This is a genomic window from Limnohabitans sp., from assembly GCF_046052825.1.
Classification (GTDB): Bacteria; Pseudomonadota; Gammaproteobacteria; order Burkholderiales; family Burkholderiaceae_C; genus Limnohabitans.
Genome location: NZ_JAVLFP010000045.1, coordinates 1 through 25,134, shown reverse-complemented (window position 1 = coordinate 25,134; position 25,134 = coordinate 1). Strand labels below are relative to the sequence as shown.

Sequence of the window (25,134 nt, the reverse complement as noted above, 5' to 3'; positions counted from 1 at the left end):
AAGAGCCCACATGTCTCATCCATTTGATCTGCCCGCCGTTGCCAGCCACAGTGCCAGCGCCAAATTCAAAGACCTCTGGCAAGCTCAGCTCGAGCGCTGGTATGCCCATCCGGGCTTGTACCGTTGGTCCTTGGGCAATCCCCTGACACGGTGGCTCACACGTCGGCGCACACGCAAATTGTTTGACCTCATGTCGGGGTTTGTGCATAGCCAAGTGCTGTTGGCTTGCGTGCGTTTGGACTTGTTCAGGTCCTTGCACCACGCACCGGCCAATCTGCCCGAGCTGGCGCGCCGCACTGAGCTTGCACCCAGCGTTTTGCAGCGCTTGCTCCTGTCCGCTGTGGCCTTGGGTCTGCTGGAGCAACGCAGTCAGGGGCGTTTTGGCCTAGGACCACTGGGTGTCCCATTGGCGCAGCATGAGGGCATTGCGCAAATGATTGAGCACAACCATTTGCTCTACCAAGACATGCAGGACCCCTTGCAGTTTTTGAGCAACGCCTGGCGTGGTGGCATGGCGGATTACTGGCCCTATGCACATGAAAAAGCCGCACCCACAACCGATGCGAACGGTGTAGACAAATTCACCCGTTACTCCGAGCTGATGGCCGCCTCGCAAGGCTTTGTGGTCCAAGAAATTTTGTCTTCGTATTTCTTCAGCGAACACCGCTGTGTGCTGGATGTGGGAGCAGGTCGGGGCCGTTTTGTCAGCGACTTGGCCGCACATGCCCCGCACCTGAATTTCATGATGTTCGACTTGCCCCCCGTGCTGGCATTGGCAAAGGAAAACATCCGGGCCAAGGGTTTGAGTGACAGGGTCACTCTGCATCCGGGCAGCTTTTTGGACGACCCGTTGCCCCGAGGCGCCGACCTGATCAGCTTGGTGCGTGTGGCCCACGATCACCCTGATGGCGTGGTGCGTCAAATTTTGCAAAAAGCCTATGACGCTTTACCGGTCGGTGGCACGCTTTTGCTGGCAGAACCGATGGCGCAATCCGATCTCGAAGGCGGCTCCGACGAAGCCTCGGTGGATGCTTATTTCCACTTTTATTTGCTGGCCATGGGGGATGGGCGCCTGCGCACCCCGCAAGAGTTGATGGACATGATGCAAGCCGCAGGGTTCACCCATGTGGAGCGGGTTCCCAATGCCATGCCGATTCACGCGCAGATCCTGTTAGGTCGTAAATCTAAGTGTTTACCCTTAAATATTGGAAATAGTGTCAATTAACTTTGACATCTGTCAATGTAAGGTAAAAAATACACCTATGAAATCTCAAGCCGTCGTTTTCAACAGTCCCAAGCAGCTGACCCTACAGTCCTTGGACTTGCCCGAGTTGCAAGCTGGCCAGTTGGAGGTTGCTGTCGAGTTCAGTGGCATCAGCACCGGCACCGAGCGCATGCTCTGGGACGGCAGCATGCCGCCATTTCCAGGGATGGGCTATCCCTTGGTACCAGGTTACGAAACCGTGGGTCGGGTGGTGCGTTCGGCTGCGGACTCGGGCGTGCAAGAGGGGCAACGGGTGTTTGTGCCGGGTGCCAACTGTTTCACCGACGTCAAAAGCTTGTTTGGTGGTGCCGCCTCCCGCTTGGTCGTCACGGCCCAAAAAGTTGTGCCCGTGGATGAGCATCTGGGTGCCCAGGCGGTTCTGCTGGCATTGGCCGCGACCGCCTACCACGCCGTCTCAGGTGGCGGACAGCATGAGCCCTTCGCTGCCCCAGAGTTGATCATTGGCCACGGCGTCATGGGGCGCTTGCTGGCGCGCCTGACCGTGGCCGCTGGCATGCCTGCCCCTACCGTGTGGGAAACCCAAGACGCGCGTTGTGCGGGTGCTGAAGGCTACACCGTGATTCATCCGAAAGATGACCCACGCCGAGACTATGGCGCGATTTACGACGTGAGCGGCGACGGCAGTCTGCTTGATGGACTGATCCAGCGACTGCGCCCCGGCGGCGAGTTGGTGTTGGCGGGTTTCTACAAGGAAGACCTGAAATTTGCTTACGCCCCGGCCTTCATGCGTGAAGCACGCATGCGCATCGCTGCCGAGTGGAAGCGCCCTGATTTATTGGCCGTCAGCGAGCTGGTGCACACCGGCCGCTTGTCCCTTGACGGTTTGATCACCCACACCCAGCCATCGACCCAAGCTGGTTCTGCCTACGAGACCGCGTTCGGAGATGCGAGCTGTCTCAAGATGATCCTCGATTGGAGTGCCTCCGCATGAACACCGATAACACCACACACCCTATCAAATTTGTCGAAGTGCTGCGCCGTGAGGCCGATGTCGAGCCCGACGCCGTCAGCACCACTGAGGTGACCAAAGAGACGCAAATCATTGCCATCTACGGCAAGGGCGGCATTGGCAAAAGCTTCACCTTGGCCAACCTGTCTTACATGATGGCCCAGCAAGGCAAAAAAGTGCTGCTGATTGGCTGTGACCCCAAGAGCGACACCACCAGCTTGTTGTTTGGCGGCAAGGCCTGCCCCACCATCATTGAAACCTCCTCGCGCCTGAAGCTATCGGGCCAAGCGGTGAGCATTGGTGACGTGTGCTTCAAGCGCGACGGCGTGTTTGCCATGGAGTTGGGTGGGCCCGAAGTGGGTCGTGGCTGCGGTGGACGCGGCATCATCCATGGTTTTGAAACCCTTGAAAAACTCGGTTTTCACGACTGGGGTTTTGACTACGTGCTGCTCGACTTTCTGGGCGACGTGGTGTGCGGCGGTTTCGGTTTGCCGATCGCACGCGACATGTGCCAAAAAGTCATTGTGGTCGCCAGCAACGACTTGCAGTCGCTCTATGTGGCCAACAACGTCTGCTCGGCAGTGGAGTATTTCCGCAAGCTCGGTGGCAACGTTGGCGTCGCCGGCATGGTCATCAACAAAGACGATGGCACGGGCGAGGCCCAGGCCTTTGCTGACAACGCAGGCATTCCTGTGTTGGCTGCGATCCCGGCCAACGAAGACATCCGCCGCAAGAGCGCCAGCTACGAAATCATTGGTCGTCCTGACGGTGAATGGGGCCCGCTGTTTGCCGAGTTGGCCAAGAACGTGGCCGAGGCGCCGCCGCAGCGCCCCAAGCCACAAACGCAAGACCAGTTGTTGGGCTTGTTCAGCGCCGATGTGGTGGGCCGCAACGTGGTGCTCGAGCCTGCCACCGTGTTTGACATGGTGGGCAAGGACGAAGACATCAAGCCTTCGCTGGAAGTCGTCTACGACGCTGCCTAACGCAACTCCCGAAGACCTTCACAGGAACAGGCCATGACACGCACCATCCCAATTCACCCCAGTCCGCAAGCTGCCAACCCGGCAGGCTTGCAAGGCGACGGCGTGGGTTGCCATGCTGGCACCGAGGCCATGGTGGCCGCCGCCAAAGAAGCCGGCAAGTCCGACGTGCTGGACCAATACGCCCGCGATTACCCACGTCAGCCCGATGCCGGTCCGCACGATCAACCACAAAGCATGTGCCCCGCCTTTGGTTCGCTGCGCGTGGGTTTGCGCATGAAGCGCACGGCGACGATCTTGTCGGGCTCGGCATGCTGCGTGTATGGCCTGACGTTCACCTCGCATTTCTACGGCGCCCGCCGCAGCGTGGGCTATGTGCCTTTCAACTCGGAATCACTGGTCACGGGCAAACTGTTTGAAGACATTCGCGAGGCGGTGCATGCTGAGGCTGATCCAGACAAAGTCGACACGGTGATCATCATCAACCTGTGCGTCCCCACTGCGAGCGGCGTGCCTCTGCAACTGCTGCCCAAAGAGATCAACGGCGTGCGCATCATCGGCATCGATGTCCCTGGCTTTGGCGTGCCCACCCATGCCGAAGCCAAAGATGTGCTGGCGGGTGCGATGTTGAAATATGCCCGCGAAGAAATCATCAGCGGCCCGGTGGCGGCACCCCGTGCCGGGCGTGGCAGCAAGCCCACGGTGGCCTTGCTGGGCGAAATGTTCCCAGCCGATCCCGTCATCATCGGTCAAATGCTTGAACCCATGGGCTTGGCCGCCGGCCCTGTGGTGCCCACACGCGAATGGCGCGAGTTGTATGCCGCGCTTGACTGCAGCGTGGCTGCGGCCATCCACCCTTTTTACACCGCCAGCGTGCGCGAGTTCAAGGCCGCGGGACGCCCCGTGGTGGGCTCCGCGCCCGTGGGCCTAGAAGGCACGCAAGATTGGTTGCAATACATTGGACAAGCGGCCGGATTGGCGCAATCGAACATCGATGTGGCGCGCAACCAGGCCCTGGCGCAAATGCGTGGCCTCTTGATGCAAAAGCCAATCTCTGGTCGCATCACCTTGAGCGGCTACGAAGGTTCTGAATTGTTGGTGGGGCGCTTGCTCATCGAGTGCGGTGCCGATTTGCGTTACGTGGGATCGGCGTGTCCGGCCACGGATTGGAACGCGAACGACATCGCTTGGTTGAAGGCCAAAGGTGTTCAAGTGCAAATGCGTGCCTCGCTGGAGCAAGACCTGCAAGCCATGTACGAGTACCGGCCCCAATTGGCCATTGGCACGACTCCGGTGGTGCAAATCGCCAAGCAAAACAGCGTGCCCTCGCTGTACTTCACCAACCTGATTTCTGCGCGCCCTCTGATGGGTGTGGCGGGTGCGGGTTCGCTGGTGCAAGTGGTGCAGGCGGCCATGGGCAACCAAAGCCGCTTCGATGCGATGAAGAGTTTCTTTGGCGATGTGGGCGCAGGCCATGCAGCAGGCGTCTGGGAGTCGGTGCCCAAAGATCGCCCAGAGTTCAAGGCCGAAACCCGTCGTCAGTTGGAGAAGTTGCTCAAAAAGCGCAAAGCCGAGGAGATGGGATCATGAGTCAGCCAAATCTGCCCAAGTCACCCTTGATCCTGGACCACGACCGTGCCGGCGGTTATTGGGGTGCGGTGTATGTGTTCACCGCCATCAAGGGATTGCAAGTGGTCATCGACGGCCCAGTGGGCTGCGAAAACCTGCCCGTCACTTCTGTGTTGCATTACACCGATGCACTGCCTCCTCACGAACTGCCCATTGTGGTGACAGGCTTGGCTGAAGAGCAGTTAGGCCGTGAGGGCACCGAAGGGGCCATGAAACGTGCCCACGCCACACTCGACCCCGAACTCCCCGCCGTGGTGGTGACCGGGTCGATCGCTGAGATGATCGGCGGCGGTGTCACACCTGAGGGCACCAACATCGCCCGCTTTTTGCCGCGCACCATTGACGAAGACCAATGGCAGTGTGCCAACCGCGCCATGTACTGGCTGTGGAGCGAATACGGACTGCGCAAAGTGCCGGCCCGCAAGCCATTTGACGAGCGACCTGTGGGTGAAAAACCGCGCGTCAACATCATCGGCCCCAGCTATGGCACCTTCAACAGTCCCAGTGACTTGGCGGAAATTCGCCGCCTTGTGCAAGGCATTGGCGCCGAGGTCAACATGGTGTTTCCCTTGGGCAGCCACTTGGCCGATGTGTCGCGGCTGGTGGAAGCCGATGTGAACATCTGCATGTACCGCGAATTTGGTCGTATGTTGTGTGAGGCGCTCGAGCGCCCCTATTTGCAAGCCCCCATTGGCATGCACAGCACCACGCAGTTCTTGCGCAAACTCGGTCAGCTGCTCAACCTTGACCCCGAGCCTTTCATCGAGCGTGAAAAGCACACCACCTTGAAGCCCCTGTGGGATTTGTGGCGTTCGGTCACGCAAGACTTCTTTGCCACCGCCAGTTTTGCCGTGGTGGCTGGAGAAACCTATGCGCGAGGTCTGAAAAATTTCCTTGAATTTGAAATGGGCCTGCCTTGTCGTTTCAGCGTGTCGCGCACCGCAGGCACCAAGACCGACAACGCCAGCGTGCGCGACATGGTCAAGAAGCAGACGCCGCTGATCATGTTTGGCAGCTACAACGAGCGCATGTACCTGAGCGAAATCTCGGGGGGTAGTCCCATGCGCGCAGCCTTCATTCCTGCATCCTTCCCGGGCGCCATCATCCGTCGCCATACGGGCACGCCGTTCATGGGGTACAGCGGTGCCACTTACGTGGTGCAAGAAGTGTGTAACGCACTGTTCGATGCCTTGTTTCACATCCTGCCTTTGGCCACCGAGATGGACAAGGCCGAAGCCACGCAAGCACGTGGCGTTGCGCCCCCGAATGCCAGCTGGCAAGACCAAGCGCAGCAACGCTTGCGCGATGTGGTGCAAAACCAGCCCGTGTTGGTGCAAATTTCTGCCGCCAAGCGATTGCGTGACCAGGCCGAACAACTCTCGCAGTCCCAAGGTCTGAGCGAAGTCACCGAAGACCATGTCATTGCCGCCAGCCGTGAACTTGGTTTGGGGGTGGCGGCATGAAAGTCGCTGCAACTTTTTACACACCAGCGGGTGGCGCAATGCGCGACCCCTTGTTCAAGATGTCGTGGCCTATGGCTGCGGATGCCCATCTGCGCGGGCTGTGCGCATCCCGGGTCGCAAGGCCTTGTTAACAGGAGCAAAAAATGTCAACAAAGACATCTATTTCCGGACTGACCGATGAGGAAGCCCAGGAGTTCCACCACTACTGGATGCAGGGCACCGTGGGCTTCACAGCGGTTGCTGTGTTCGCCCATGTGCTGGTCTGGGCGTGGCGTCCTTGGTTCTGATTCAGAGCTTGTTTTTTCAACCATAGATTGACGGAGTCACTGTCATGCACAACACACCCCACCTCACTGAGGACCATTCGCGTGCGGATGAGTCCCCTGCGTTTTGGACTATTTTTCTCATCGGATTCGGATGTCTGTTTGCGGTCGTCTTGCTGGCCAAGCTGGTAGGCGTTCAATGGCGGGAACTGCTGCCCGGTGCGGAGGATGCCAAGAGCATGAGCCAAGGCGTGAAAGCTGCGGTGTACACCTTCATGTCCCACATCATTTAGGAGATTCACCATGTGGAGAATTTGGCGACTTTACGACCCTTTGCGTGCGATGGTGCTGCAGGGTATTTTCTTGTTTGGCCTGGCCGCGATGATTCACCTCATCTTGCTCAGCACCAACAAATTCAATTGGCTCGACGGCGCGAAAAAACCCGTAGCAGCATCGGCGCAAAACTCGCCGCTGCCCACTGCGGTGGCCTCGCTCTCCATGCCCAAGTCCTGATTCAGGACTTGTCGTCCAGATGCTGTCTTTGAATCCCATTCAGAGCGGCATCTGTTCATTCATTGAAGCAGGAGGACCCAACCATGGCCATGCTAAGTTTTGAGAAAAAGTACCGTGTTCGCGGTGGCACCCTCCTGGGCGGCGATTTATTCGACTTCTGGGTAGGCCCTTTTTACGTCGGGTTTTTTGGCGTTACCACCTTGTTTTTTTCGTTCCTCGGAACGGCCCTCATTTTGTGGGGTGCCTCACAAGGACCCACTTGGAATATTTGGCAAATCAGCATCGCACCGCCTGATTTGTCGTATGGCTTGCGATTTGCGCCTTTGATGGAAGGCGGCCTGTGGCAGCTCATCACGGTGTGCGCGATTGGCGCTTTTGGTTCGTGGATGATGCGCGAGGTCGAAATTTGCCGCAAGCTCGGCATGGGCTTTCATGTGCCTGTGGCATTTGGTGTCGCGATCTCGGCCTATGTGACCTTGGTGGTCATTCGCCCCGTGCTCATGGGTGCGTGGGGCCACGGCTTTCCTTACGGTATTTACAGCCACCTCGACTGGGTCTCCAACGTGGGCTACCAGTACTTGCATTTCCATTACAACCCAGCGCACATGATCGCTGTGAGTTTCTTCTTCGCCAGTGTGTTTGCCTTGTCGCTGCACGGTGGTTTGATTTTGTCGTCGACCAATCCCGCTCCGGGCCATGTGGTCAAGACGCCCGAGCACGAAGACACGTTCTTTCGCGACATCATTGGGTACTCCATCGGCACCTTGGGTATTCACCGGCTAGGTTTGTTTTTGGCGCTCGCAGCCGTGCTGTTCAGCGCCTTGTGCATCGTGCTCAGCGGACCTTTCTGGAGCCGTGGCTGGCCCGAATGGTGGAGCTGGTGGCTCAACATGCCGATTTGGTCGCAATGGCCAACCTGAGTCGGACACACAGCACAGAACACATCCAAAGAATTGAGGAGTAGAGCGAATGGCCGACTATCAAAACCTGTTCACCACCGTGCAAGCCGTGGGCCCGGTGCACCAAGGGGTGGCCCTTGGACACGGCAACAGCCCGCGAACCGGACAACCCCTGATCAACTACTGGGTTGGCAAGCTGGGCAATGCCCAACTGGGTCCCATCTACCTCGGTGGGCTCGGGCTGGCTTCACTTTTTTGCGGCCTGATTGCCTTCACCTTGATTGGCATGAACATGTTGGCCTCGGTCAACTACGACCCGATCCAGTTTGTGCGGCAGCTGTTCTGGCTGTCGCTGGAACCGCCTCCGCCCAGCTACGGACTGAGCATTCCGCCACTCAATCAAGGGGGCTGGTTTTTGATTGTGGGTTTGTTCTTCACGGCCTCGGTCATGTTGTGGTGGGCCCGTACTTACCGCCGCGCCGTGCAGTTGGGCATGGGCACCCACATCGCTTGGGCTTTTGCCGCGGCCATTTGGCTGTTTCTGGTGCTGGGCTTGTTCCGCCCCATCTTGATGGGCTCATGGGGTGAAGCCGTGCCTTATGGCATCTTCCCCCACTTGGACTGGACGGCGGCTTTCTCACTGCGCTACGGCAACCTGTTCTACAACCCGTTCCACGCGCTGTCGATCGTTTTTCTGTATGGCTCTGCTTTGCTGTTTGCCATGCATGGCGCCACGATTTTGGCGGTGACCCGCTTTGGCGGCGAGCGCGAGATTGAACAAATCACCGACCGGGGCACCGCCTCTGAACGCGCTGCTTTGTTTTGGCGCTGGACCATGGGTTTCAACGCCACGATGGAATCGATTCACCGATGGGCTTGGTGGTTCGCTGTGTTGTGCCCCATCACCGGCGGGATTGGCATTTTGCTGACGGGCACTGTGGTGGACAACTGGTACTTGTGGGCGATCAAACACGGCGTGGCGCCCCCGTATCCCGAAATTTTCCCAGCGATGGTTGACCCCGCGTTGGCTGTTGGAGTGAAGCCATGAACATGAACTACATGAATTCTTCTGACCCACGCTTGGGTACGTCATGGGCTGCGCGCTTGATGCAAACACTGGGCTTGGCGTTGCTGGGCTTGTTGTTGACAGGTTGTGAACGACCCAGCCCCGAGTCAGTCCAAAGCGGTTACCGCGGGACCGGCATGGTGCAGGTCTACAACGCGCGCTTGCTAGAGGCCAAGACCGACAAGAATCAGCCACCTTTTGCCATCCCATCGCCGGGCTCGGATGGCCCCAAGGCTTCACAGGCCTACAAAAATGTGAAGGTCTTAGGCAACTTGAGTGTGGGTGAATTCAACCGCTTGATGGTCTCCATGAGCAGTTGGGTCGCACCCCAAGAAGGTTGCGCTTATTGCCACCAGTTGCCCAACTTTGCAGATGACAGCAAGTACACCAAGGTGGTGGCTCGTCGCATGATCGAGATGACGCGCCACATCAACAGCGACTGGAAGCCCCACGTGGCCGAAACCGGGGTGACTTGCTATACCTGTCACCGAGGTCAGCCTGTGCCCAGCGCGGTCTGGTTCAAGTCCAACCCACAGCCCTATGGCTCTAATTTCATGGGCGACAAGGCTGGGCAGAACACACCGTCGCCCGTGGTCAATCTGTCTTCGCTGCCCAACGACCCGTTCACACCGTTCTTGTTGGATGACCAAAAAATCCGCGTCAACGGACCCACCGCGTTGCCCTCGGGTAACCGCCAGTCGATCAAGCAGGCCGAATGGACCTATGGCTTGATGACCCACATGTCCAATGCACTGGGCGTCAACTGCACGTATTGCCACAACACCCAGTCATTCCAGAACTGGACCAACAGCCCGCCCCAACGCACGACGGCCTGGCATGGCATCCGGATGGCGCGGGACTTGAACCAGGCCTACATGGAGTCGTTGACCGACGTTTTCCCAGAGCACCGCAAAGGTCCGACAGGCGATGTGGCCAAGCTCAACTGCGCCACCTGCCACCAAGGGGCTTACAAGCCGCTCAACGGTGCACCGATGGTCAAAGACTTTCCTGAGTTGCTCAAACCTGCTTTGGTGACGACCAAAGTGGCGTCCAAGTAGTCGGCCCCACCTCAACCGGCCGGACGTCCCATCATGAACTTGCAACCCCAACTGCAGGACCCCTTCTCAGGGGTGGTGGTGGTGGTACTCGCGGATTTCTTGCGGCAGCATCAGGGCTGGGGGTGGTTGCGCTTGGTTGCGGGTTCAGCACCCTACAAAGAGGTGCCAGGCCTGACATCGGTCAAGGTCATGGGCAGTGGTCACGGGGGGGGCTTTGGCTTGCGACCCAGTGCGACCCACCAGGGCCTCATTTGCACCTTCACGCACTTTGAATTGGCCATGCAATTTTTGGCCAGTTCTTGGGTGCAGGCTTACCGTGATCGTGCCCGTGAACTTTGGAGCGGTGTGCTGGGTGTGCAATCGGCCAGAGGCCAATGGGACAAACAAGCCTGGCTGGCCACCGCGCCCGATGCGTTGGACGGGCCAGTGGCGTCCCAGGGACCGTTCGCTGTTTTGACACGAGCCAGCATCGTTCCTACCAAAGCCATGGCTTTTTGGCGTTACGCACCTGCTGCGCAGGCGGGATTGAGCCAGTCTGAAGGCTGCTTGCTCTCCATGGGATTGGGCGAGGCACCCCTGGTGCGCCAATGCACCTTCAGCCTGTGGCAAAACCAGGCAGCCATGTTGCAGTACGCCCATCAGGGGGCGCATCAACTCGCCAGTGCCGCTGCCTACAAACACCAGTTTTTTTCGGAATCGATGTTTGTACGCATGCAAGTGCTTCATATGTCCGGTGTTTGGCAAGGTCGGCTGTTTGATGCGTCCAGCGCACCCTCACGCGACGATACCGCTGCCCTGACCCGTGAACCCGTTGTGGGTTTGCACGCCTTGGAGCCCAGCCATGTCTGACCACAAGGTGGTCATCGTGGGGGCGGGCATGGGTGGCTTAAGCAGCGCCTTGTTGCTGGCGCATCAGGGTTTAGATGTCACGGTGGTCGAAGCCGCAGGAGAGCCGGGTGGCAAAGTACACAGCCGCGAGGTTGACGGTGTGGCCATCGACAGCGGACCCACGGTGTTCACCATGCGCTGGGTGTTTGACGCCTTGCTGCACAGCGTGGGCACCAGCGTGGAAGCTGAAATGCAGATCACGCCCTTGCAGGTGTTGGCGCGCCACTTTTGGCCGGACGGCAGTCAATTGGATTTGTCTGCCGATGCACGCACCAGCGAAGCGGCCATTGCCGCTTGGTCGGGCGGGGATGAGGCACGGCGGTTCCAAAAATTTTGTCACACCACCCGCGCGCTCTACGCTGCGCTGGAAGGCCCGATGATTCGGGCGCATCGCCCCAACATGGGTGGCTTCATGGCCGATTTGGGTTGGCGTGGCTTGGGTGAGTTGGCCCAACTGGGGCCGATGCGCAGCTTATGGCAACAGCTGGGTCATCAGTTCACCGACCCACGCTTGCGTCAGTTGTTTGCCCGCTATGCCACTTATTGCGGCTCATCACCTTGGCAGGCTCCCGCCACCTTGATGCTGATTGCCCAAGTCGAGATGGATGGGGTCTGGTCGGTGCAAGGCGGCATGGTGGGCATGGCCCACGCTTTGGCGCGTGTGGCGCGGCGCCATGGTGCCGTGTTCCGCTACCACAGCACCTGTCATCGGATTGAAAAGCGACACGGTCGGGTGTGTGGCGTGCGCTTGCAGTCGGGCGAGTTTTTACCGGCCGACCGGGTGATTTTCAATGGGGACGTACAAGCCTTGCGCCAAGGTTTGTTGGGTGACGAAGCCCGTCAGGCTGTCCCCAAGACTTCGCCAGCGCGCTCCTTGTCGGCCTTGACGTGGTCGATGCGCGCGCCTGTCGAGTCGGGCATATTGGATCGGCACAACGTGTTTTTTCAAACCGACTATGCCAGCGAGTTCGAAGACATCTTCCATCGCCAGCGGCTGCCTGAGCGACCCACGGTCTATGTGTGCGCGCAAGACCAGCCGCAGGGTGTGCCAGCCGGCGAGTCCGAGCGTATTTTTTGTCTGGTCAATGCCCCGGCTGATGGTGCTGGCGATCAACTGTCCGAGGAGGCCATATCGCAATGCCAAGAACGCACCTTTCAACACCTGAACCAGCTGGGTCTTCCTCTGCAACCCACAGCAAGCCCGTGTGTGCAAACGACGCCGAAGGATTTCCATCGACGTTTCCCAGCCAGTGGGGGAGCCCTTTACGGGCAGGCGACACACGGCTGGACCAGCATCTTCAGCAGACCTGGCTCAACCACACCCCTACCGGGCCTGTTTCTGGCGGGGGGCAGCGTTCACCCAGGGCCTGGGGTGCCGATGGCGGTGTTGTCCGGGCAGCGAGCGGCCGAGGCCGTGATGGCGAGCCTCGCTTCGATCAACATGTTCCAGATGGGGGCTACCTGTGGTGGTACATCGACGCCATGAGTGACGACGGACAACACGGCATCACGCTCATCGCGTTCGTGGGCAGCGTTTTTTCGCCTTATTACGCCTGGGCGCGCAAGCGTGGTCCGGTGGATCCAGACAACCATTGCGCGTTGAATGTGGCGATTTACAGCCAAGGCAAGAGCCGTTGGGCCATGACCGAACGGGGTCGCAGACATTGTGCGCGCAGCGCACAACAGTTCACCATCGGTCCGAGTCAGTTGAACTGGGACGGTGACTGCCTGAGCATTGACATCGATGAGGTCTGCGCGCCACTTCCACGCCGTATCCAAGGCCGCATCAAACTCTGGCCGCAGCAACTGCAAACCTATTCAACCGCGCTCGATGCATCTGGGCGGCACCGGTGGGGCCCCTTGGCGCCTGCGGCACGGATAGAGGTCGACTTGCGCACGCCAGACCTCAAGTGGCAGGGCCATGCCTATCTGGACTCCAACGAGGGCGACGAGCCGATCGACCGGGGCTTTCACACCTGGGACTGGTCGCGTGCGCGCATGCGCGATGGCAGCACTTTGGTGTTCTACGACATGCACACCCCCACGGGGGATGGGCAACTGTTGTCGCTGCGGTTTACCCCGCGTGGCGCTGTCGAGAGCCTCACCGCGCCTGCGACGCAACGCTTACCCAAAACTGGCTGGCGCTTGGAAAGACGCATGCGCAGCGACGGTGTGGTGGCGGTGCACGAGCAACTGGAAGACACGCCTTTCTATCAGCGCGCGTTGCTGAAATTGGATCACGCGGGTGAGCATTTGCTTGCCTTTCACGAAACCCTGTCGGTGCCTCGATTGGTGTCACCGGTGGTTCAAGCCATGCTGCCTTGGCGCATGCCCAGGCGGGCTTGACATGCATTGCCTTGAAAGATCTCACACTGGGGGCGATGGCTCCCGTGTGTCAATTTTCAGGGTTCCCCCATTCCTGGCCATGGTGGCCAAGAATAGCCCTCGTGCGGGCCGTGCACGTCTTCTGCAAGGAGAAAACTATGTCTAACTCAGACAAAGTCTGGCCAACGGGACTGACCGAGGCCGAATCGGAAGAGATTCACCGCAATCTCATCCAGGGCACGCAGATATTCGGCATGATTGCCGCATTCGCCCATCTGCTGGCCTATATCTATTCACCCTGGCTCAAGTAAAGGAGGCACAACATGATCTATTCGAAAATGTGGTGCGTGGTGAAACCTTCGGTGGGTATTCCAGTCTTCATTGCTGCTGTGGCCATTGCGTCCTTCAGCGTGCACCTGGCACTCACCCTCAACACCACCTGGGTGAAAAACTTCCTCAACGGAGGCGCCAAAGTCGTCGCCGCAGCACCTGCTGCCGAGAGTACGGTGAAGAAGTAACGGGTGAAAACCGACGAACGGCCAAGCGCGCGAGCGCTTGGCCTTTCCTCTATGAACAAAACACACACTTCTTGGGCCAAGTCACTGACCAGCCTGGCTCCCCGTTTTTTACCTTTCGCAGACGCCGCCAGCGATGATTTGCCGCTGTCTCGTTTGTTGCGCTTGTCGCTGTTTCAAATTTCTGTCGGCATGGCCATGGTCATGCTGGTCGGCACCCTCAACCGGGTGATGATCGTCGAGCTCAAAGTCCCAGCCACGCTGGTGTCGCTGATGGTTGCATTGCCTTTGTTGATCGCGCCGTTTCGTGCCTTGATTGGTTTCCGCTCAGACAACCACCGCTCTCAATTGGGCTGGCGCCGCGTGCCTTACATCTGGATGGGCAGCCTGCTTCAATTTGGCGGTTTCTCCATCATGCCGTTTGCGCTGCTGGTGCTCTCAGGGGCTGGGCAGTCGAGCCAAGCGCCGGCCTGGGTGGGTTTGCTCGGTGCCGCAGGCGCCTTTGTCTTGGTCGGCCTAGGCATGCACACGGTACAAACAGCAGGCTTGGCACTGGCCACGGACTTGGCCCCGGTCGAGAGTCAACCCAAGGTGGTGGGCCTGATGTACGTGATGCAACTGGTGGGCATGATGGGCAGTGCCTTGATGTTGGGCCACCTGTTGCAAGACTACAGCCACGGTCAACTCATCCGCGTGGTGCAGGCGGTGGCGGTGATGACCTTGGTGCTCAACGTGATTGCGTTGTGGAAGCAAGAGGCGCGCAGTCGTTTGCGCAAACCCGGTACGCCACAGGAGCAAAATTTTCAACAAGCGTGGCAAAGTTTTTGCCAAGGCCCGCACACGTTGCGGCGCTTGTTGGCCGTGGGTTTGGGCACCATGGCCTTCACCATGGAAGACGTGCTGCTGGAGCCGTATGGCGGCGAGATGCTGAATTTGAGTGTCTCCACCACCACCATGCTCACGGCCACATTGGCCTTGGGTGGCTTGATGGGGTTTGCCTGGGCGTCGCGGGTTTTATCCAAAGGGCAAGATGCTTACCGCATGGCCAGTTGGGGCGCTTGGGTCGGAGTTCCTGCTTTTGCGGCATTGATCGCCGCAGCACCCGTGTCTTCTCCGTGGGTGTTTGCCTTTGGCATCTTTGGCGTGGGCTTGGGGGGAGGCATTTTTGCCCATGGCACCTTGACCGCCACCATGCAACTGGCGCCTGCACATCAAATTGGTTTGGCCATGGGCGCTTGGGGCGCGGTGCAAGCCACAGCGGCAGGATTAGGCATGGCGCTGGGTGGTGTTGTGCGAGATGGTGTGGCCCTGGTCAGTTCTTCATTCATGGGGTATTCGGCCGTCTACCTGCTGGAAATTGCATTGCTGGTGCTGACCTTGTGGGCCATGAAGCCTTTGATTCAGGAGCCTGTTTGCGCCCCCGCACCACTCTGAATAATAATGTGAGCCTCTTTCTTCACCCTCTCCCACTTAGCAAAGGTATCCCATGGAAGTCAAACACATCCTCATCCTCATGTACGCGGTTTTTTGCGTTTTCATTTTGGCCAATTGGTTGAACCGTCCCAAGAAACTCAATAAGTAAGCTGTGTCCATCGCAGTACCCAATTCAAAGCCGCGTTTCACGCGGCTTTTTCGTTGACGGTTCGTGTGCGCAGGTCTGAAAAGCAGGGCGCGGTGGTCCCCGCTGCTGTCAAGTGGGTAAGGCTGTGATGGGCTGCGATGTTTCGATCAAGTTCGCGAGCAGGTGCATCACCTGATCTCCCGTGGCCGAATACGGGTCGAACTCCGGGTGCTGCGCTTTGACCATCGGGTCGTCGGCTGACAGCTTGACCAAGGCCATCGACCATTGGCTGAATTTGCGTTCAGAGATGTCTTCGTAGCGCAGCAATTCCATATCTTTGTGACGCATATCGCCGCAGATGCGCCGGTACAGCGTGTTGACTGGGCTGCGCTCGCCCTCCAGCACCTGAATGAAAAAGCCCTGTCCTTGACACAACACACCTGTGATGCCTTGTACTTTGTTGTGGACTTGAGCCTGCTGCAAGATGGAGGTGGTGACGGTGGTGGTTTGAGGCCCTTTGGCTCGGCTCACATAGATGAGCCGCACACAGGGGTTGCTGAGCTTGGTACCCATGCCACTCATGCGGTTTGCCGCAAGGCATTGCGGTCGAGTCGTTCGGTTTCGCGCCGCTCGAACAAGTCGAGCATCCAGGCAACCCGCTGCGGCATGGCGCGGTTGGGGAAGTAGGCGACGCTGCCCGGCTGTTGGGTGATGGCCTGACAGCCTTGCACCAAGCCCACGATGGCAGGCAGCGGTGTGGGGATATGCTCGGACACCCGAATCCAATGCACTTGTGTCCAGGCACTGGCCAAGAGCATCAGCTTGCGTGTGGTGCTGACCACCGTGCGTTTGTTGACCGAGTCCAAACCTTCGCGACGCAGTTGGTGACCGATTTCAGCGTAAATCATGCTGGCCGCGCAAATCGCCGCGCGGCAGTCAGGCGGCAAAGCGGCAATGCCTGAGTGGGCTTGCTTGTAAAGGCGATCTGCTTCGTCTAGCAAGCGTGACACCACCAGGGCGATGGCGGGTGTGAAGGTCGGGCAGGCCAACCACGCCTCGGGGTTGACGCCTGCTTCCTCCAGCCATTGGCGTGGCAGGTACAAACGGCCGATGCTGGCATCGTGCCCCACATCACGGGCGATGTTGGTCAGTTGCATGGCCACGCCCAGCTCGCAAGCGCGTGCCAAAGTGTCGGTGCTTTGCGGGCCCATGATCCAGCTCATCATCGCGCCCACGCTGCCGGCCACGCGGGCACCATAGGCATGCAGGTCTTCGATGCTGTCGTAAGTGCGTCCACCCGCATCCCAGGCAAAGCCCTCGATCAAGGCGTCCAGCAAATGCCTGGGCAGTTTGTACTGCTGCACCAACAAGCTCAAGGCATGGTCTTCCACGTGGTCGTGCGGGGTATTGGCGTAAGTGGCGTCCAGGCGTGTTTGCAAAAGTGCCAGTGGCGCATCTTCTGCACCGGCCTCGTCCACCAAGTCGTCCGCCACCCGGCAAAACGCATACAGCGCAATGGCCGCCGTGCGCACGCGCGGAGGCAGCAAGCGGCTGGCGGCAAAAAAGGTTTTGGACCCGCCTTGCATCATGGCGACACAGGCTTGCAGGTCCTGCGAATCAAAGTTCAGGGTCTGGGGCACATGGGCGGCCTCGGGGGGCGCAGAAACCAACTCAGGATATGACATGGGGAACCACCGTTTCGAGTGCTTTGGCAGACATGAGGACACCGGGCACGCCTGCACCGGGGTGGGTGCTGGCGCCGACCACAAACAGGCCGGGAACGTCTTCGCTTCGGTTGTGCGGACGAAACCAAGCGCTTTGCAACAGCAGGGGTTCCAGGCCAAAGCCCGCGCCCTTGTAGGACCACAAACGATCCTGAAAATCTTGCGGTGTGGTGACCTTGGAGGTCACGATGCAGTCTTGCAAGCCCGGCAGCACCGAGGCTTGCAGTGCCTCGGCGATCGCTGCACGGTAAGTCTCGGCATGGGTGGCCCAATCGGTGCCACTGTCAAGGTGCGGCACGGGGGACAGCACATAAAAGGTGTCGCAACCTGCCGGGGCCAGCGAGGGGTCGGTGGCGGTGGGGCGGTGCAGGTAAAGGCTGAAGTCTTTGGCCAAGTGGTGGCGCTTGAAGATGTCTTTGAGCAGGCCCTCGTAGCGTGGGCCCAGCACCATCATGTGGTGCGGCACATCGGCGTATTGACGCGAGGTGCCAAAGTACCAAACAAACAGGCCCATGGAGTAATGGCCCTTGTCGATCTTGCGGTCGCTCCACACGCGGCGGTGTTGGGGCGCTACCAAGTGCTTGTAGGTCCAGGCCGTGTCGGCATTGCTGACCACGATGTCGGCGGCGATGAACTCGCCCGTGTCCAACTCCACGCCACAGGCGCGACCGTCTTCGATGCGGATCTGCGTGACCGGCGCGTTGCAGCGCACGGGTACGCCACGCCCCTGCAGCAAACCCACCAAGCCGCGCACGATGGCGCCTGTGCCGCCCATGGCCGAGTGCACGCCCCAGGTCCGTTCCAGCGCGTTGATCAGTGCATAGGCGCAGGTCACGGCAAACGGGTTGCCGCCAATCAGCAGCGGGTGAAAGCTCATCACCACACGCAGCTTCTCGTTGCGCAAGTGTTTGGCCACCAAGCTGTAGAGGCTGCGCCAAGCGCCCATGCGCAGGAAGTCGGGAATGGCGGCCATCAAGTCGCTGACTTTGTCAAAGGCCATGTCGCCCATGCCTTCAAAACCCAGGGTTTTGCAGCGCTCGGCCTCCTCTAGAAAACGTTCATAGCCGGGTAAGTCGGCAGGCTCAAAACGCGCCACCTCGGCGCGCATGTGCTCGGCGTCGCCGTTGTAATCAAACCAAGTGCCATCCGCAAAGCGCACACGGTAAAACGGGTCCATGGCGACCAGCGTCACATCGTCGGCAAAGCGTTGGCCGCACAGGGCCCACAGCTCTTCCAACAAAAACGGCGCGGTGATGATGGTCGGACCCGCATCAAAAGTGAAACCGTCTTGGTGGTGCACATAGGCACGCCCCCCAGGGGCATCCAGTTTTTCCAGCACCTGGACGTCGTAGCCCTTGACGCTCAGGCGAATGGCGGCTGCCAGCCCGCCAAAGCCACTGCCAATCACCACCGCAACAGGGCGTTTGCGCGGTTGAGTTTCCCCGCTGTGCGCAGGGCGGTGCGGTGTGATGGCGTTGCCAAAACCTTCGGTGCGGTATGCGTTCATGTCGGGCCTTCAGGGTGGCAGGGTCAAGGCTGGTTTTGGGCTGTGGCCCATGGCCCATCCCCACAACCGCTCCAGCGGCCAAGGAAATACCATGATCACGTGTTCAACAATCGCCAGCCCCAGCAAGGTGGCCAACATGACCCAGCCGGTGGTGATGGCCACCGCACCTTGCTGTGCCAACCACACCAGCCAGAACCAGGTGCCCATGGCCAAGCCCATAGACAACACAAACCACAGCGTGATGTCACGGGTGCGGAAATAACTGGCCAGGTACTTCAGGTGGGCGGGCAGGTATTGCGCGCCGTTTTGAGGCACGCCAAAAAACAAATTCAGTTTGGCCGACAGGCGCATGAACCACAGCAAGGCGAAAGTGCAAATTGCCACGTGGTTGCGCTGGCCCTCTTGCATCCAGCACAGCAATGCGAAGTTGGCCAGCAAGGCCAGCTCGTGGTAGAGCATGACCTGCACCGATTGCACAAACCTCGACCAGCCTTGGGCACCTGCATCCAGCGGGGTTTTGCGCGGACCGGTGATCCAGCCTGTGAGAAACGCCAATTCGTGCCACCCCCACATCACGATCACACTGCCAAAAGCCAGGTAAGCGTTGACCACGCTGACTTCGCGCATGCTGTGTGTCACGCCCCAGAAACTCAAAGCCAGCAACACCGTCCAGCCTGCCAGGCTGAAACGAAAGCTGCGTGGGTTCAGCCGGTCGAGCCACAAGATCACGCCCGTGCCTAACCACCAGCACAGGGCCGTGAAGGTGCAGGCCCAAACGACTTCATTCACCATGCGGGTTCCATGCGAACTTGGGGTGACAGGTCTTGCTCAATCACGGGCATGCAAAACAGGCGAGCGAATGTGGCGGCGGCCTGCAGGGCGCAAACACCTTGTTGCAGCTTGCCCACCAGGCCACCACGGGCCTTGGCATTTTCCATCGCTTGCGAAATGGCGAACAGGCGTTCCAGACCGCGTCGAAAAGCCGGGTTGTCGGTGTCCAGGGCCAGCGGAAACACCTGCTGTGTGATGGCGGTGGTGATGCGAAACACCTGGTAGTCGTACTCGCTGGAGTCCAAGCCCATGGCGTCATGCAGCATGGGGCGGGTGTGGTCGCGCACGTACATGGTGGCGTACACGGCCAGCAGGAAAAAACGGATCCACAGCTTGTTGGCCCCGCGCAGCAGATTTGGATTGGCTCGCATGATCAGGGCGAAAGATTCGCCATGGCGAAACTCGTCGTTGCACCACAGCTCGAACCAGCGAAAGATCGGGTGAAAGCGTTTTTCGGGATGCTTTTCGAGCTGGCGAAAAATCGTGATGTAGCGTGCGTAGCCGATTTTTTCAGACAAGTAGGTCGCGTAGTAAATGTATTTGGGTTTGAAGAAGGTGTACTTCTTGGTGCGCTTGAGGTTGCCCAGGTCGATCCCTAAATTGAAGTCGCGCAAGGACAGGTTGATGAAGCTGGCGTGGCGCGATTCGTCGCGAGCCAAGTAAGTCATCAGCTGCTTGATGTCTGGGTTGTTGACGTTCTTGCGGATCTCGTTGTAGAGCACGCAGCCCGAAAACTCGGAGGTCAGAGAGCTGACCAAAAAGTCCATGAACTCTTGGCGCATCTCGGGCGAGAGTGTGGCCATGCCAGCGGCCACTTCGTCGGCAAAGGCCGCATCGCGTTGGAAGTGGTCGTGGTTGTTGTCGCCCTCGTACTCGGCCATCATCTTGTCCCACTCGGCGCGCACAGGCTCGATGTTGATGCGGTCCATGGCGGCAAAGTCGGTGGTGTAAAACCGCGGACTGATCATGTCGCTGTGAACCGCCTTTTTGTTGGCATCTTCAGCCGTTTCAATGGTGTGGACTGCGGTGGCGTTCATGGGGATCTCCGGTGGGTCTGAGGTGGCGGCCAGTTTTAACGGGCTGAGGTGTCGAGGCCAGCCAAGCGCAAGCCAGCAAACACGGCGGCGTTGGTGGGGCCAAAGGACTCGAGGTCAATGCGTTGTTGGGTGGTGGGGTCGAGCAAGGTCAAGCGACCATCGGTGCGACCCATCAGCATCAACGGGGCTTCAGCACCAATTTTTTCGCGGTGACGTTCTCGTGCCAGGGCGCGCAGGGTGCTGCGTAAAAAGCCCTGTTCGCCAGAAAAACGGGCCACGGTTTCGTGGGTGTTCGCGTCCAGCACGGCGATGTCGCCTCCGGGCAGGTCGCTGAAGTTCAGCGCACGCTGCCATTGCACGGCGGCGTCAGGTGTGCGCGGGTCCAGACCGGACCAGCGCGCCAGACCGACCGCCACCAAAACGGCCAACAACACCACACCAATCCAGGCCATGGGGCGGCTCAGGCTTTGGTTCTGCTGTGACCAGTGGTCGTTGCGCAAGGTGCTCATGCCAATATCCCTTGAGCGTGGTTCGCAGGCGATGCTGAGTCGGCGGATTGTTGTCCCAGGCGCAGGCTGTCGTCGGCGCGTTCGGCACGCCACAAAGCCAGCAACTGTTGGCCGACTGACGCACACCCGGCCAAGCAACGCAAGGTGGGTTGGGGCTGGCTGATGTGCCAAGCCCGCTGGTGCGGCCACAGGTGGGCCCAGCCAATGCGGTCTTCAGGGTGAAGGGCCAAGGCAATGTCTCCCACGCCTTTGGCGTAAGACTTGAGCGATGCCCCCGCGATGCGCTTGTAGGGCAGGTTGAAGGTGAGCGTCAGCACAATGCCAATGCGCATGACCACACGCTTGTTGGTGAGGGTGTAGAGCGTGCTGCTGGCCGACAGCCACGCCGTGCCCAACAACAAACCCAGAGCCAGTGCGTACAGACTGGCGGCAACGAACAGAGGTTTCCATTCGACTTCAGCCAGCGGCTTCCAGCCGACGCCGTTGTCAGGAGCCGTCAGGTTGAGCGTCTGTAGCGTCAGCATGAAAACGAAATACAAGGCGATCTTGCGCACATGGAACGCCTGCACAGCCAAGCTGCGCCAGTCGGGCGCGCCTTGCCAGACCACATGTTCGCCGGCGGGCAGCGCGCTGGGGAGTCCTGGCGCTGCTTCCCACTCGTGTTCGTGGGTGGCTTTCATATGATCGGCTCCTGGCGCTCAGGCGTCGCGTACAAGGTGCCTGCGCCGTAGTAAGCGGTGATTTTTTCTTCTTCGAGCAAGGTGATTTGCTCGGAAGACTTTGTGAGCGGCACATTGGCAAACTGGTGCGCCAAGATGGCTTGCACATGCGTGCCGTCTTTTTTGATGCGGGCAAACGTCATGGGCAACAACACACGGCGCTCAGAGCCTGCCAACTGCACTTCGGCGTAGCGAAACATCATCTCCATGCGGTCTACCCACAGCTCGCACACGGTGCCGGCGATCTGTTGGTCTGCCCCCCACACAGGCAGGCCCCGTGGGTCCACATCTTGGTGTGCCACCGAGTGGTCGGCGGCCACCCGCAAGGGCACGATCTTGGGATGTCCATGTGGGTCCATGTCGGGGGTGTCGGCACGCATGGCCCAAGCACCTGGGCCGACGCCTGCGAGCAGCGGGTCGCCCACCGGTTCAAGGGGGGCGCCGTTCCAGCCATGTGTGGGCCGACCGTTGTAAGTCCCATCAGGCCGTGCCAGATCGGGGGACAGGTAGGTGTGACCGTCTTGGGTCTTGAAGGTCTTGGGCTCGGGCACGGGCGGCCAGCCTTCGATCTTGGGGCCGTTTTCACGTCCCGAATCCATGGGGTAGCCCTCGCGGTGGTTTTCACGCAAGAGGTAATAAATCAGCCCGGCGAAAAACGCCCAGAACATGTACAACACAATTTGGGCCACATCAATGTATTGCGTGATTGCGCCTGTTTCCATACCAGTGCTCCTTCAAAAAAATCGTCAACTCTCAACCTGGCAGTTGTGCCAGACCAAACGGGGTGCTCGGGGTGTTGCTGTTTGTCTTTGCGCTCAGACGGCTGGCGCGCAGCATTGGCCCCAAGGCCACCAGCACGACAAACAACAAATAAATTTCCAGGTGGTAGACAAAGCTGTAGGCGGTGATGGGGGTGACCAAGGCTTCGCCCATGGCCCCAGACATGGCCAGCACCGACACGCCATCGCGCAGCGCCCCTCCCACCGCCATGGCCGCGCCAGCGCTGCTGGCTTGTACCGCACCCCAGGTGCCGACGACCAAGCCACTCAAGCGTCCACCATCGACGTGGTGACCCATGTCCATGGCTGTGACCAACATACCGACAGAAAACAGACCGCCGCTCAGGCCAATCAGGCCTACACCTGCGCGGAACAACCAAGCCGCTTGCAGGGGCCCAGAAAAAATCACCATGGCAAATGCAGGCAGGCCCAGCAAGACGCCAAAACTGGCCAGCCGACAGGCGTTCAGTCCGCCCGACAGCCAACGCGCCGACAGGATGAACGCCAGCAGCGCCCCGCCTGAGCTCAGGGCCGTGAGGGCGCTGGTCATGCCCACATCGAGTTGGAGGATCTCGGCGGCATAGGGCTCCAACACAATGTCTTGCATGTTGAAGGCAAAGGTGCCCAGACCCAAGGTCCACAAAAAGCGCCGCATCTGGGGCTGCGTCATGAGGGTGCGCCAGCTTTGCGCAAAGCCGCCCACTTCGCGGCGTCCGCGCTTGGCTTGACGAGCTTCTTGCTTCCACAGCGAGGTCAAGTTCAGCACGGCCACCAGCACGGCACAGCCTTGCACCATCTGGATGAGTTTTTGCGGGCTGAAGTCTTGCAGCACCCAACCAAACAGCATGCTGCTGACGATCATGCCCACCAGCAGCATGCTGTAAAGCAAGGCCACCACGCGGGGGCGTTTGTCTTGGGAGGCCAAGTCGTCTGCCAGGGCCATGCCCGCGGTCTGAGTGACTTGGATGCCTGCACCCACCAGCACAAAGGCCAGGCATGCCCCCACTTGTCCGACCCACAGGTTGGCGCTCTCAGGTTCGGACAACAGCAACAAGGCAAACGGCATGATCGACAGACCACCAAACAACAGCAGGGTGCCCGTCCACAAGTAGGGAATGCGACGCAAGCCCAACGCCGACGGGTGCGTGTCGCTGCGGTAGCCAATGAGGGTGCGCAGCGGGGCAAACACCATGGGGATGGCCACCGCCAAGGCCACCCACCAAGCGGGTACCTGCAACTCCACAATCATCACCCGGTTGAGGGTGCCCACCAGCAAGGCGGTGACCATCCCGATGACCACTTGGAACAGCGACAGGCGCAGCAAGCGCGCCATCGGCAGTTCTGGCGACGCTGCGTCGGCAAACGGCATGAAGCGTGTGCCGTAAGCGGTGATCCAGCGGGGAACCGGGATGTGCAGTTTCATGAACGTGTCCACTCCCACGCTTGGGAGGTGTAAAAACCCCGCGCCACGCGTTGCATGCGCGCATCGGCCCAGGTCTGCAAATGGCTTTGCATTTGCATGCGCTGCAGCAGGTCGGCGTGTGCCACGGGCGACAACGACGGCGAGCGGTCGCTGCGCGGAAACAAGCGCCCGGCGCTGTGCATCAAAGCCAACAGGGGTGTGCGCGGTGCGAAGGTGAAGGCCATGGAGGTGCGGGTGCGTTGGGCCAAGCCCGCCAGGGCCTGGGCTATTTGCTCACTGTCGTAGTGGATGAGTGAGTCCATGCAGACCACATGGTCAAACTCGCCCAATTCAGGGTTGAGCATGTCGCCCGACAAAAACGTCACCGAGCCGGGCAAGTGCGGGTGCTCGGCCGCCATGCGTTCCGCGGCCAGTTTGACCAGCGTGGGCGACAGGTCGATGGCCACCACCTCGGCGCCGCGCAACGCGGCTTGCAGGGCCAGCGCGCCAGTGCCACAGCCGGCATCGAGCACGCGCAGGCCGTGCATGTCTTGCGGCAACCACGACAGCAGCGTCTCGCGCATGGTGTCACGCCCAGCGCGCACCGTGGCACGGATGCGCCCCACGGGCTCGTTCGAGGTCAGGCGGGCCCAAGCGTCGGCGGCCGTGCGGTCGAAGTAGTGTTCGATCTGGCTGCGACGTTGTTCGTAGGCGGTGGTGTTCATGGCGTGTGTCTCCGTTTGGCTTCAGTCAAAACCCAACAGGTCAAAAATGTCGCGGTCTTTCATGGGCACCGACGGCAGCGGGTCGGCGCCCAGCCACAGCGAGGCGGCCAAGCGCATGTACTCGTCTTGGACGGCTTGCACGGCAGGGGAGGACTCGAGTTCGAACAAGGTGCACTTCTTGAGTCGGCTCTTGCGGATTTCGTCGAGCATGGGGAAATGCGCCATGGTCTTGAGACCCACCACCGCGTTGTATTTGTCGATTTGGTCGGTCGCATCGCTGCGGTTGGCGATCACGCCACCCAAACGCACGTTGTAGTTTTTGGCTTTGGCACCGATGGCTTGGACGATGCGGTTCATCGCAAAGATCGAGTCAAAGTCGTTGGCGGTCACGATGAGCGCGCGGTCGGCGTGTTGCAGCGGTGCGGCAAAGCCGCCACACACCACATCGCCGAGCACGTCAAAGATCACCACATCGGTGTCTTCGAGCAGGTGGTGTTCTTTGAGCAG

General features: G+C 59.7%; 27 protein-coding genes and 1 pseudogene. 17 read left to right on the top strand and 11 right to left on the bottom strand.

The genetic code is table 11. From position 1 onward, the window contains the following. Positions 1-10 precede the first annotated feature (10 nt). From ACKWJN_RS07250 to ACKWJN_RS07170, 17 genes are all read left to right on the top strand, one after another. Entirely contained in the window at positions 11-1,225 is a 1,215-nt protein-coding gene (locus ACKWJN_RS07250; RefSeq protein ID WP_408595679.1) for a methyltransferase, read from the top strand. 37 nt (positions 1,226-1,262) lie between these two features. After that, on the top strand, positions 1,263-2,216 hold the full coding sequence (gene bchC, locus ACKWJN_RS07245) for a chlorophyll synthesis pathway protein BchC (protein WP_408595678.1): 954 nt from the start codon (positions 1,263-1,265) through the stop codon (positions 2,214-2,216). Next, entirely contained in the window at positions 2,213-3,217 is a 1,005-nt protein-coding gene (locus ACKWJN_RS07240) for a chlorophyllide a reductase iron protein subunit X (protein ID WP_408595677.1), read from the top strand. Before bchC ends, ACKWJN_RS07240 begins: the two co-directional genes overlap by 4 nt. A gap of 33 nt (positions 3,218-3,250) precedes the next feature. Then, positions 3,251-4,804: a chlorophyllide a reductase subunit Y gene (gene bchY, locus ACKWJN_RS07235; RefSeq protein ID WP_408595676.1), complete on the top strand. Its 1,554-nt coding sequence runs from the start codon at positions 3,251-3,253 to the stop codon at positions 4,802-4,804. Beyond that, complete coding sequence (gene bchZ, locus ACKWJN_RS07230; protein WP_408595675.1) at positions 4,801-6,306, top strand: chlorophyllide a reductase subunit Z; 1,506 nt, start codon at positions 4,801-4,803, stop codon at positions 6,304-6,306. The genes bchY and bchZ overlap by 4 nt, the downstream gene beginning before the upstream one ends. 143 nt (positions 6,307-6,449) lie before the next feature. After that, positions 6,450-6,593 carry a light-harvesting antenna LH1, beta subunit gene (pufB, locus tag ACKWJN_RS07225; RefSeq protein ID WP_408595674.1) on the top strand — a complete coding sequence of 48 codons (144 nt, stop codon included), beginning with the start codon at positions 6,450-6,452 and terminating at the stop codon, positions 6,591-6,593. A 44-nt stretch (positions 6,594-6,637) separates the two neighbouring features. Next, positions 6,638-6,862 carry a hypothetical protein gene (locus tag ACKWJN_RS07220; RefSeq protein WP_408595673.1) on the top strand — a complete coding sequence of 75 codons (225 nt, stop codon included), beginning with the start codon at positions 6,638-6,640 and terminating at the stop codon, positions 6,860-6,862. Positions 6,863-6,872: 10 nt separating this feature from the next. Beyond that, positions 6,873-7,082, top strand: a complete 210-nt coding sequence (gene pufA / locus ACKWJN_RS07215; RefSeq protein ID WP_408595672.1) for a light-harvesting antenna LH1, alpha subunit — start codon at positions 6,873-6,875, stop codon at positions 7,080-7,082. Positions 7,083-7,165: 83 nt separating this feature from the next. Continuing rightward, a complete protein-coding gene (gene pufL / locus ACKWJN_RS07210) occupies positions 7,166-8,002 on the top strand; it encodes a photosynthetic reaction center subunit L (RefSeq protein WP_408595671.1) in 837 nt (278 codons plus the stop codon). 49 nt (positions 8,003-8,051) lie between these two features. Continuing rightward, on the top strand, positions 8,052-9,029 hold the full coding sequence (pufM, locus tag ACKWJN_RS07205; protein WP_408595670.1) for a photosynthetic reaction center subunit M: 978 nt from the start codon (positions 8,052-8,054) through the stop codon (positions 9,027-9,029). After that, entirely contained in the window at positions 9,026-10,105 is a 1,080-nt protein-coding gene (pufC, locus tag ACKWJN_RS07200; protein ID WP_408595669.1) for a photosynthetic reaction center cytochrome PufC, read from the top strand. Before pufM ends, pufC begins: the two co-directional genes overlap by 4 nt. 33 nt (positions 10,106-10,138) lie before the next feature. Further along, positions 10,139-10,954: a hypothetical protein gene (locus ACKWJN_RS07195; RefSeq protein ID WP_408595668.1), complete on the top strand. Its 816-nt coding sequence runs from the start codon at positions 10,139-10,141 to the stop codon at positions 10,952-10,954. After that, positions 10,947-12,479: a 1-hydroxycarotenoid 3,4-desaturase CrtD gene (gene crtD, locus ACKWJN_RS07190; protein WP_408595667.1), complete on the top strand. Its 1,533-nt coding sequence runs from the start codon at positions 10,947-10,949 to the stop codon at positions 12,477-12,479. The genes ACKWJN_RS07195 and crtD overlap by 8 nt, the downstream gene beginning before the upstream one ends. Beyond that, the gene (locus ACKWJN_RS07185) at positions 12,476-13,339 is read left to right on the top strand and encodes a carotenoid 1,2-hydratase (protein WP_408595666.1); all 864 of its coding nucleotides are present in this window, start codon (positions 12,476-12,478) and stop codon (positions 13,337-13,339) included. The genes crtD and ACKWJN_RS07185 overlap by 4 nt, the downstream gene beginning before the upstream one ends. A gap of 137 nt (positions 13,340-13,476) precedes the next feature. Then, positions 13,477-13,629 carry a light-harvesting antenna LH1, beta subunit gene (gene pufB, locus ACKWJN_RS07180; protein WP_019429105.1) on the top strand — a complete coding sequence of 51 codons (153 nt, stop codon included), beginning with the start codon at positions 13,477-13,479 and terminating at the stop codon, positions 13,627-13,629. A gap of 12 nt (positions 13,630-13,641) precedes the next feature. Further along, complete coding sequence (locus ACKWJN_RS07175; RefSeq protein WP_408595665.1) at positions 13,642-13,836, top strand: light-harvesting protein; 195 nt, start codon at positions 13,642-13,644, stop codon at positions 13,834-13,836. Positions 13,837-13,887: 51 nt separating this feature from the next. Next, a complete protein-coding gene (locus tag ACKWJN_RS07170) occupies positions 13,888-15,267 on the top strand; it encodes a PucC family protein (protein ID WP_408595664.1) in 1,380 nt (459 codons plus the stop codon). 256 nt (positions 15,268-15,523) lie between these two features. Here the strand turns inward: ACKWJN_RS07170 and ACKWJN_RS07165 are convergent, their stop codons facing one another. The 11 genes and pseudogenes from ACKWJN_RS07165 to chlL all read right to left on the bottom strand — a co-directional run. Further along, entirely contained in the window at positions 15,524-15,967 is a 444-nt protein-coding gene (locus ACKWJN_RS07165) for a BLUF domain-containing protein (RefSeq protein WP_408595663.1), read from the bottom strand. A 5-nt stretch (positions 15,968-15,972) separates the two neighbouring features. Then, positions 15,973-17,079 carry a phytoene/squalene synthase family protein gene (locus ACKWJN_RS07160; RefSeq protein WP_408595662.1) on the bottom strand — a complete coding sequence of 369 codons (1,107 nt, stop codon included), beginning with the start codon at positions 17,077-17,079 and terminating at the stop codon, positions 15,973-15,975. Beyond that, positions 17,066-18,625 carry a phytoene desaturase gene (locus ACKWJN_RS07155; RefSeq protein ID WP_408595661.1) on the bottom strand — a complete coding sequence of 520 codons (1,560 nt, stop codon included), beginning with the start codon at positions 18,623-18,625 and terminating at the stop codon, positions 17,066-17,068. The genes ACKWJN_RS07160 and ACKWJN_RS07155 overlap by 14 nt, the downstream gene beginning before the upstream one ends. Before the next feature lie 9 nt (positions 18,626-18,634). After that, the gene (puhE, locus tag ACKWJN_RS07150; RefSeq protein ID WP_408595660.1) at positions 18,635-19,417 is read right to left on the bottom strand and encodes a putative photosynthetic complex assembly protein PuhE; all 783 of its coding nucleotides are present in this window, start codon (positions 19,415-19,417) and stop codon (positions 18,635-18,637) included. Next, the gene (acsF, locus tag ACKWJN_RS07145; protein WP_408595659.1) at positions 19,411-20,493 is read right to left on the bottom strand and encodes a magnesium-protoporphyrin IX monomethyl ester (oxidative) cyclase; all 1,083 of its coding nucleotides are present in this window, start codon (positions 20,491-20,493) and stop codon (positions 19,411-19,413) included. Before acsF ends, puhE begins: the two co-directional genes overlap by 7 nt. 35 nt (positions 20,494-20,528) lie before the next feature. Beyond that, complete coding sequence (puhC, locus tag ACKWJN_RS07140) at positions 20,529-21,002, bottom strand: photosynthetic complex assembly protein PuhC (RefSeq protein WP_408595658.1); 474 nt, start codon at positions 21,000-21,002, stop codon at positions 20,529-20,531. Then, positions 20,999-21,682, bottom strand: coding sequence for a photosynthetic complex putative assembly protein PuhB (gene puhB / locus ACKWJN_RS07135; RefSeq protein WP_408595657.1), 684 nt, complete (start codon positions 21,680-21,682; stop codon positions 20,999-21,001). The genes puhC and puhB overlap by 4 nt, the downstream gene beginning before the upstream one ends. Further along, entirely contained in the window at positions 21,679-22,443 is a 765-nt protein-coding gene (gene puhA, locus ACKWJN_RS07130) for a photosynthetic reaction center subunit H (RefSeq protein ID WP_408595656.1), read from the bottom strand. The genes puhB and puhA overlap by 4 nt, the downstream gene beginning before the upstream one ends. A gap of 31 nt (positions 22,444-22,474) precedes the next feature. Next, a complete protein-coding gene (locus tag ACKWJN_RS07125) occupies positions 22,475-23,923 on the bottom strand; it encodes a BCD family MFS transporter (protein WP_408595655.1) in 1,449 nt (482 codons plus the stop codon). Further along, on the bottom strand, positions 23,920-24,627 hold the full coding sequence (bchM, locus tag ACKWJN_RS07120; RefSeq protein WP_408595654.1) for a magnesium protoporphyrin IX methyltransferase: 708 nt from the start codon (positions 24,625-24,627) through the stop codon (positions 23,920-23,922). Before bchM ends, ACKWJN_RS07125 begins: the two co-directional genes overlap by 4 nt. A 21-nt stretch (positions 24,628-24,648) precedes the next feature. Continuing rightward, positions 24,649-25,134, bottom strand: a pseudogene (gene chlL, locus ACKWJN_RS07115) (ferredoxin:protochlorophyllide reductase (ATP-dependent) iron-sulfur ATP-binding protein); the annotation flags it as partial.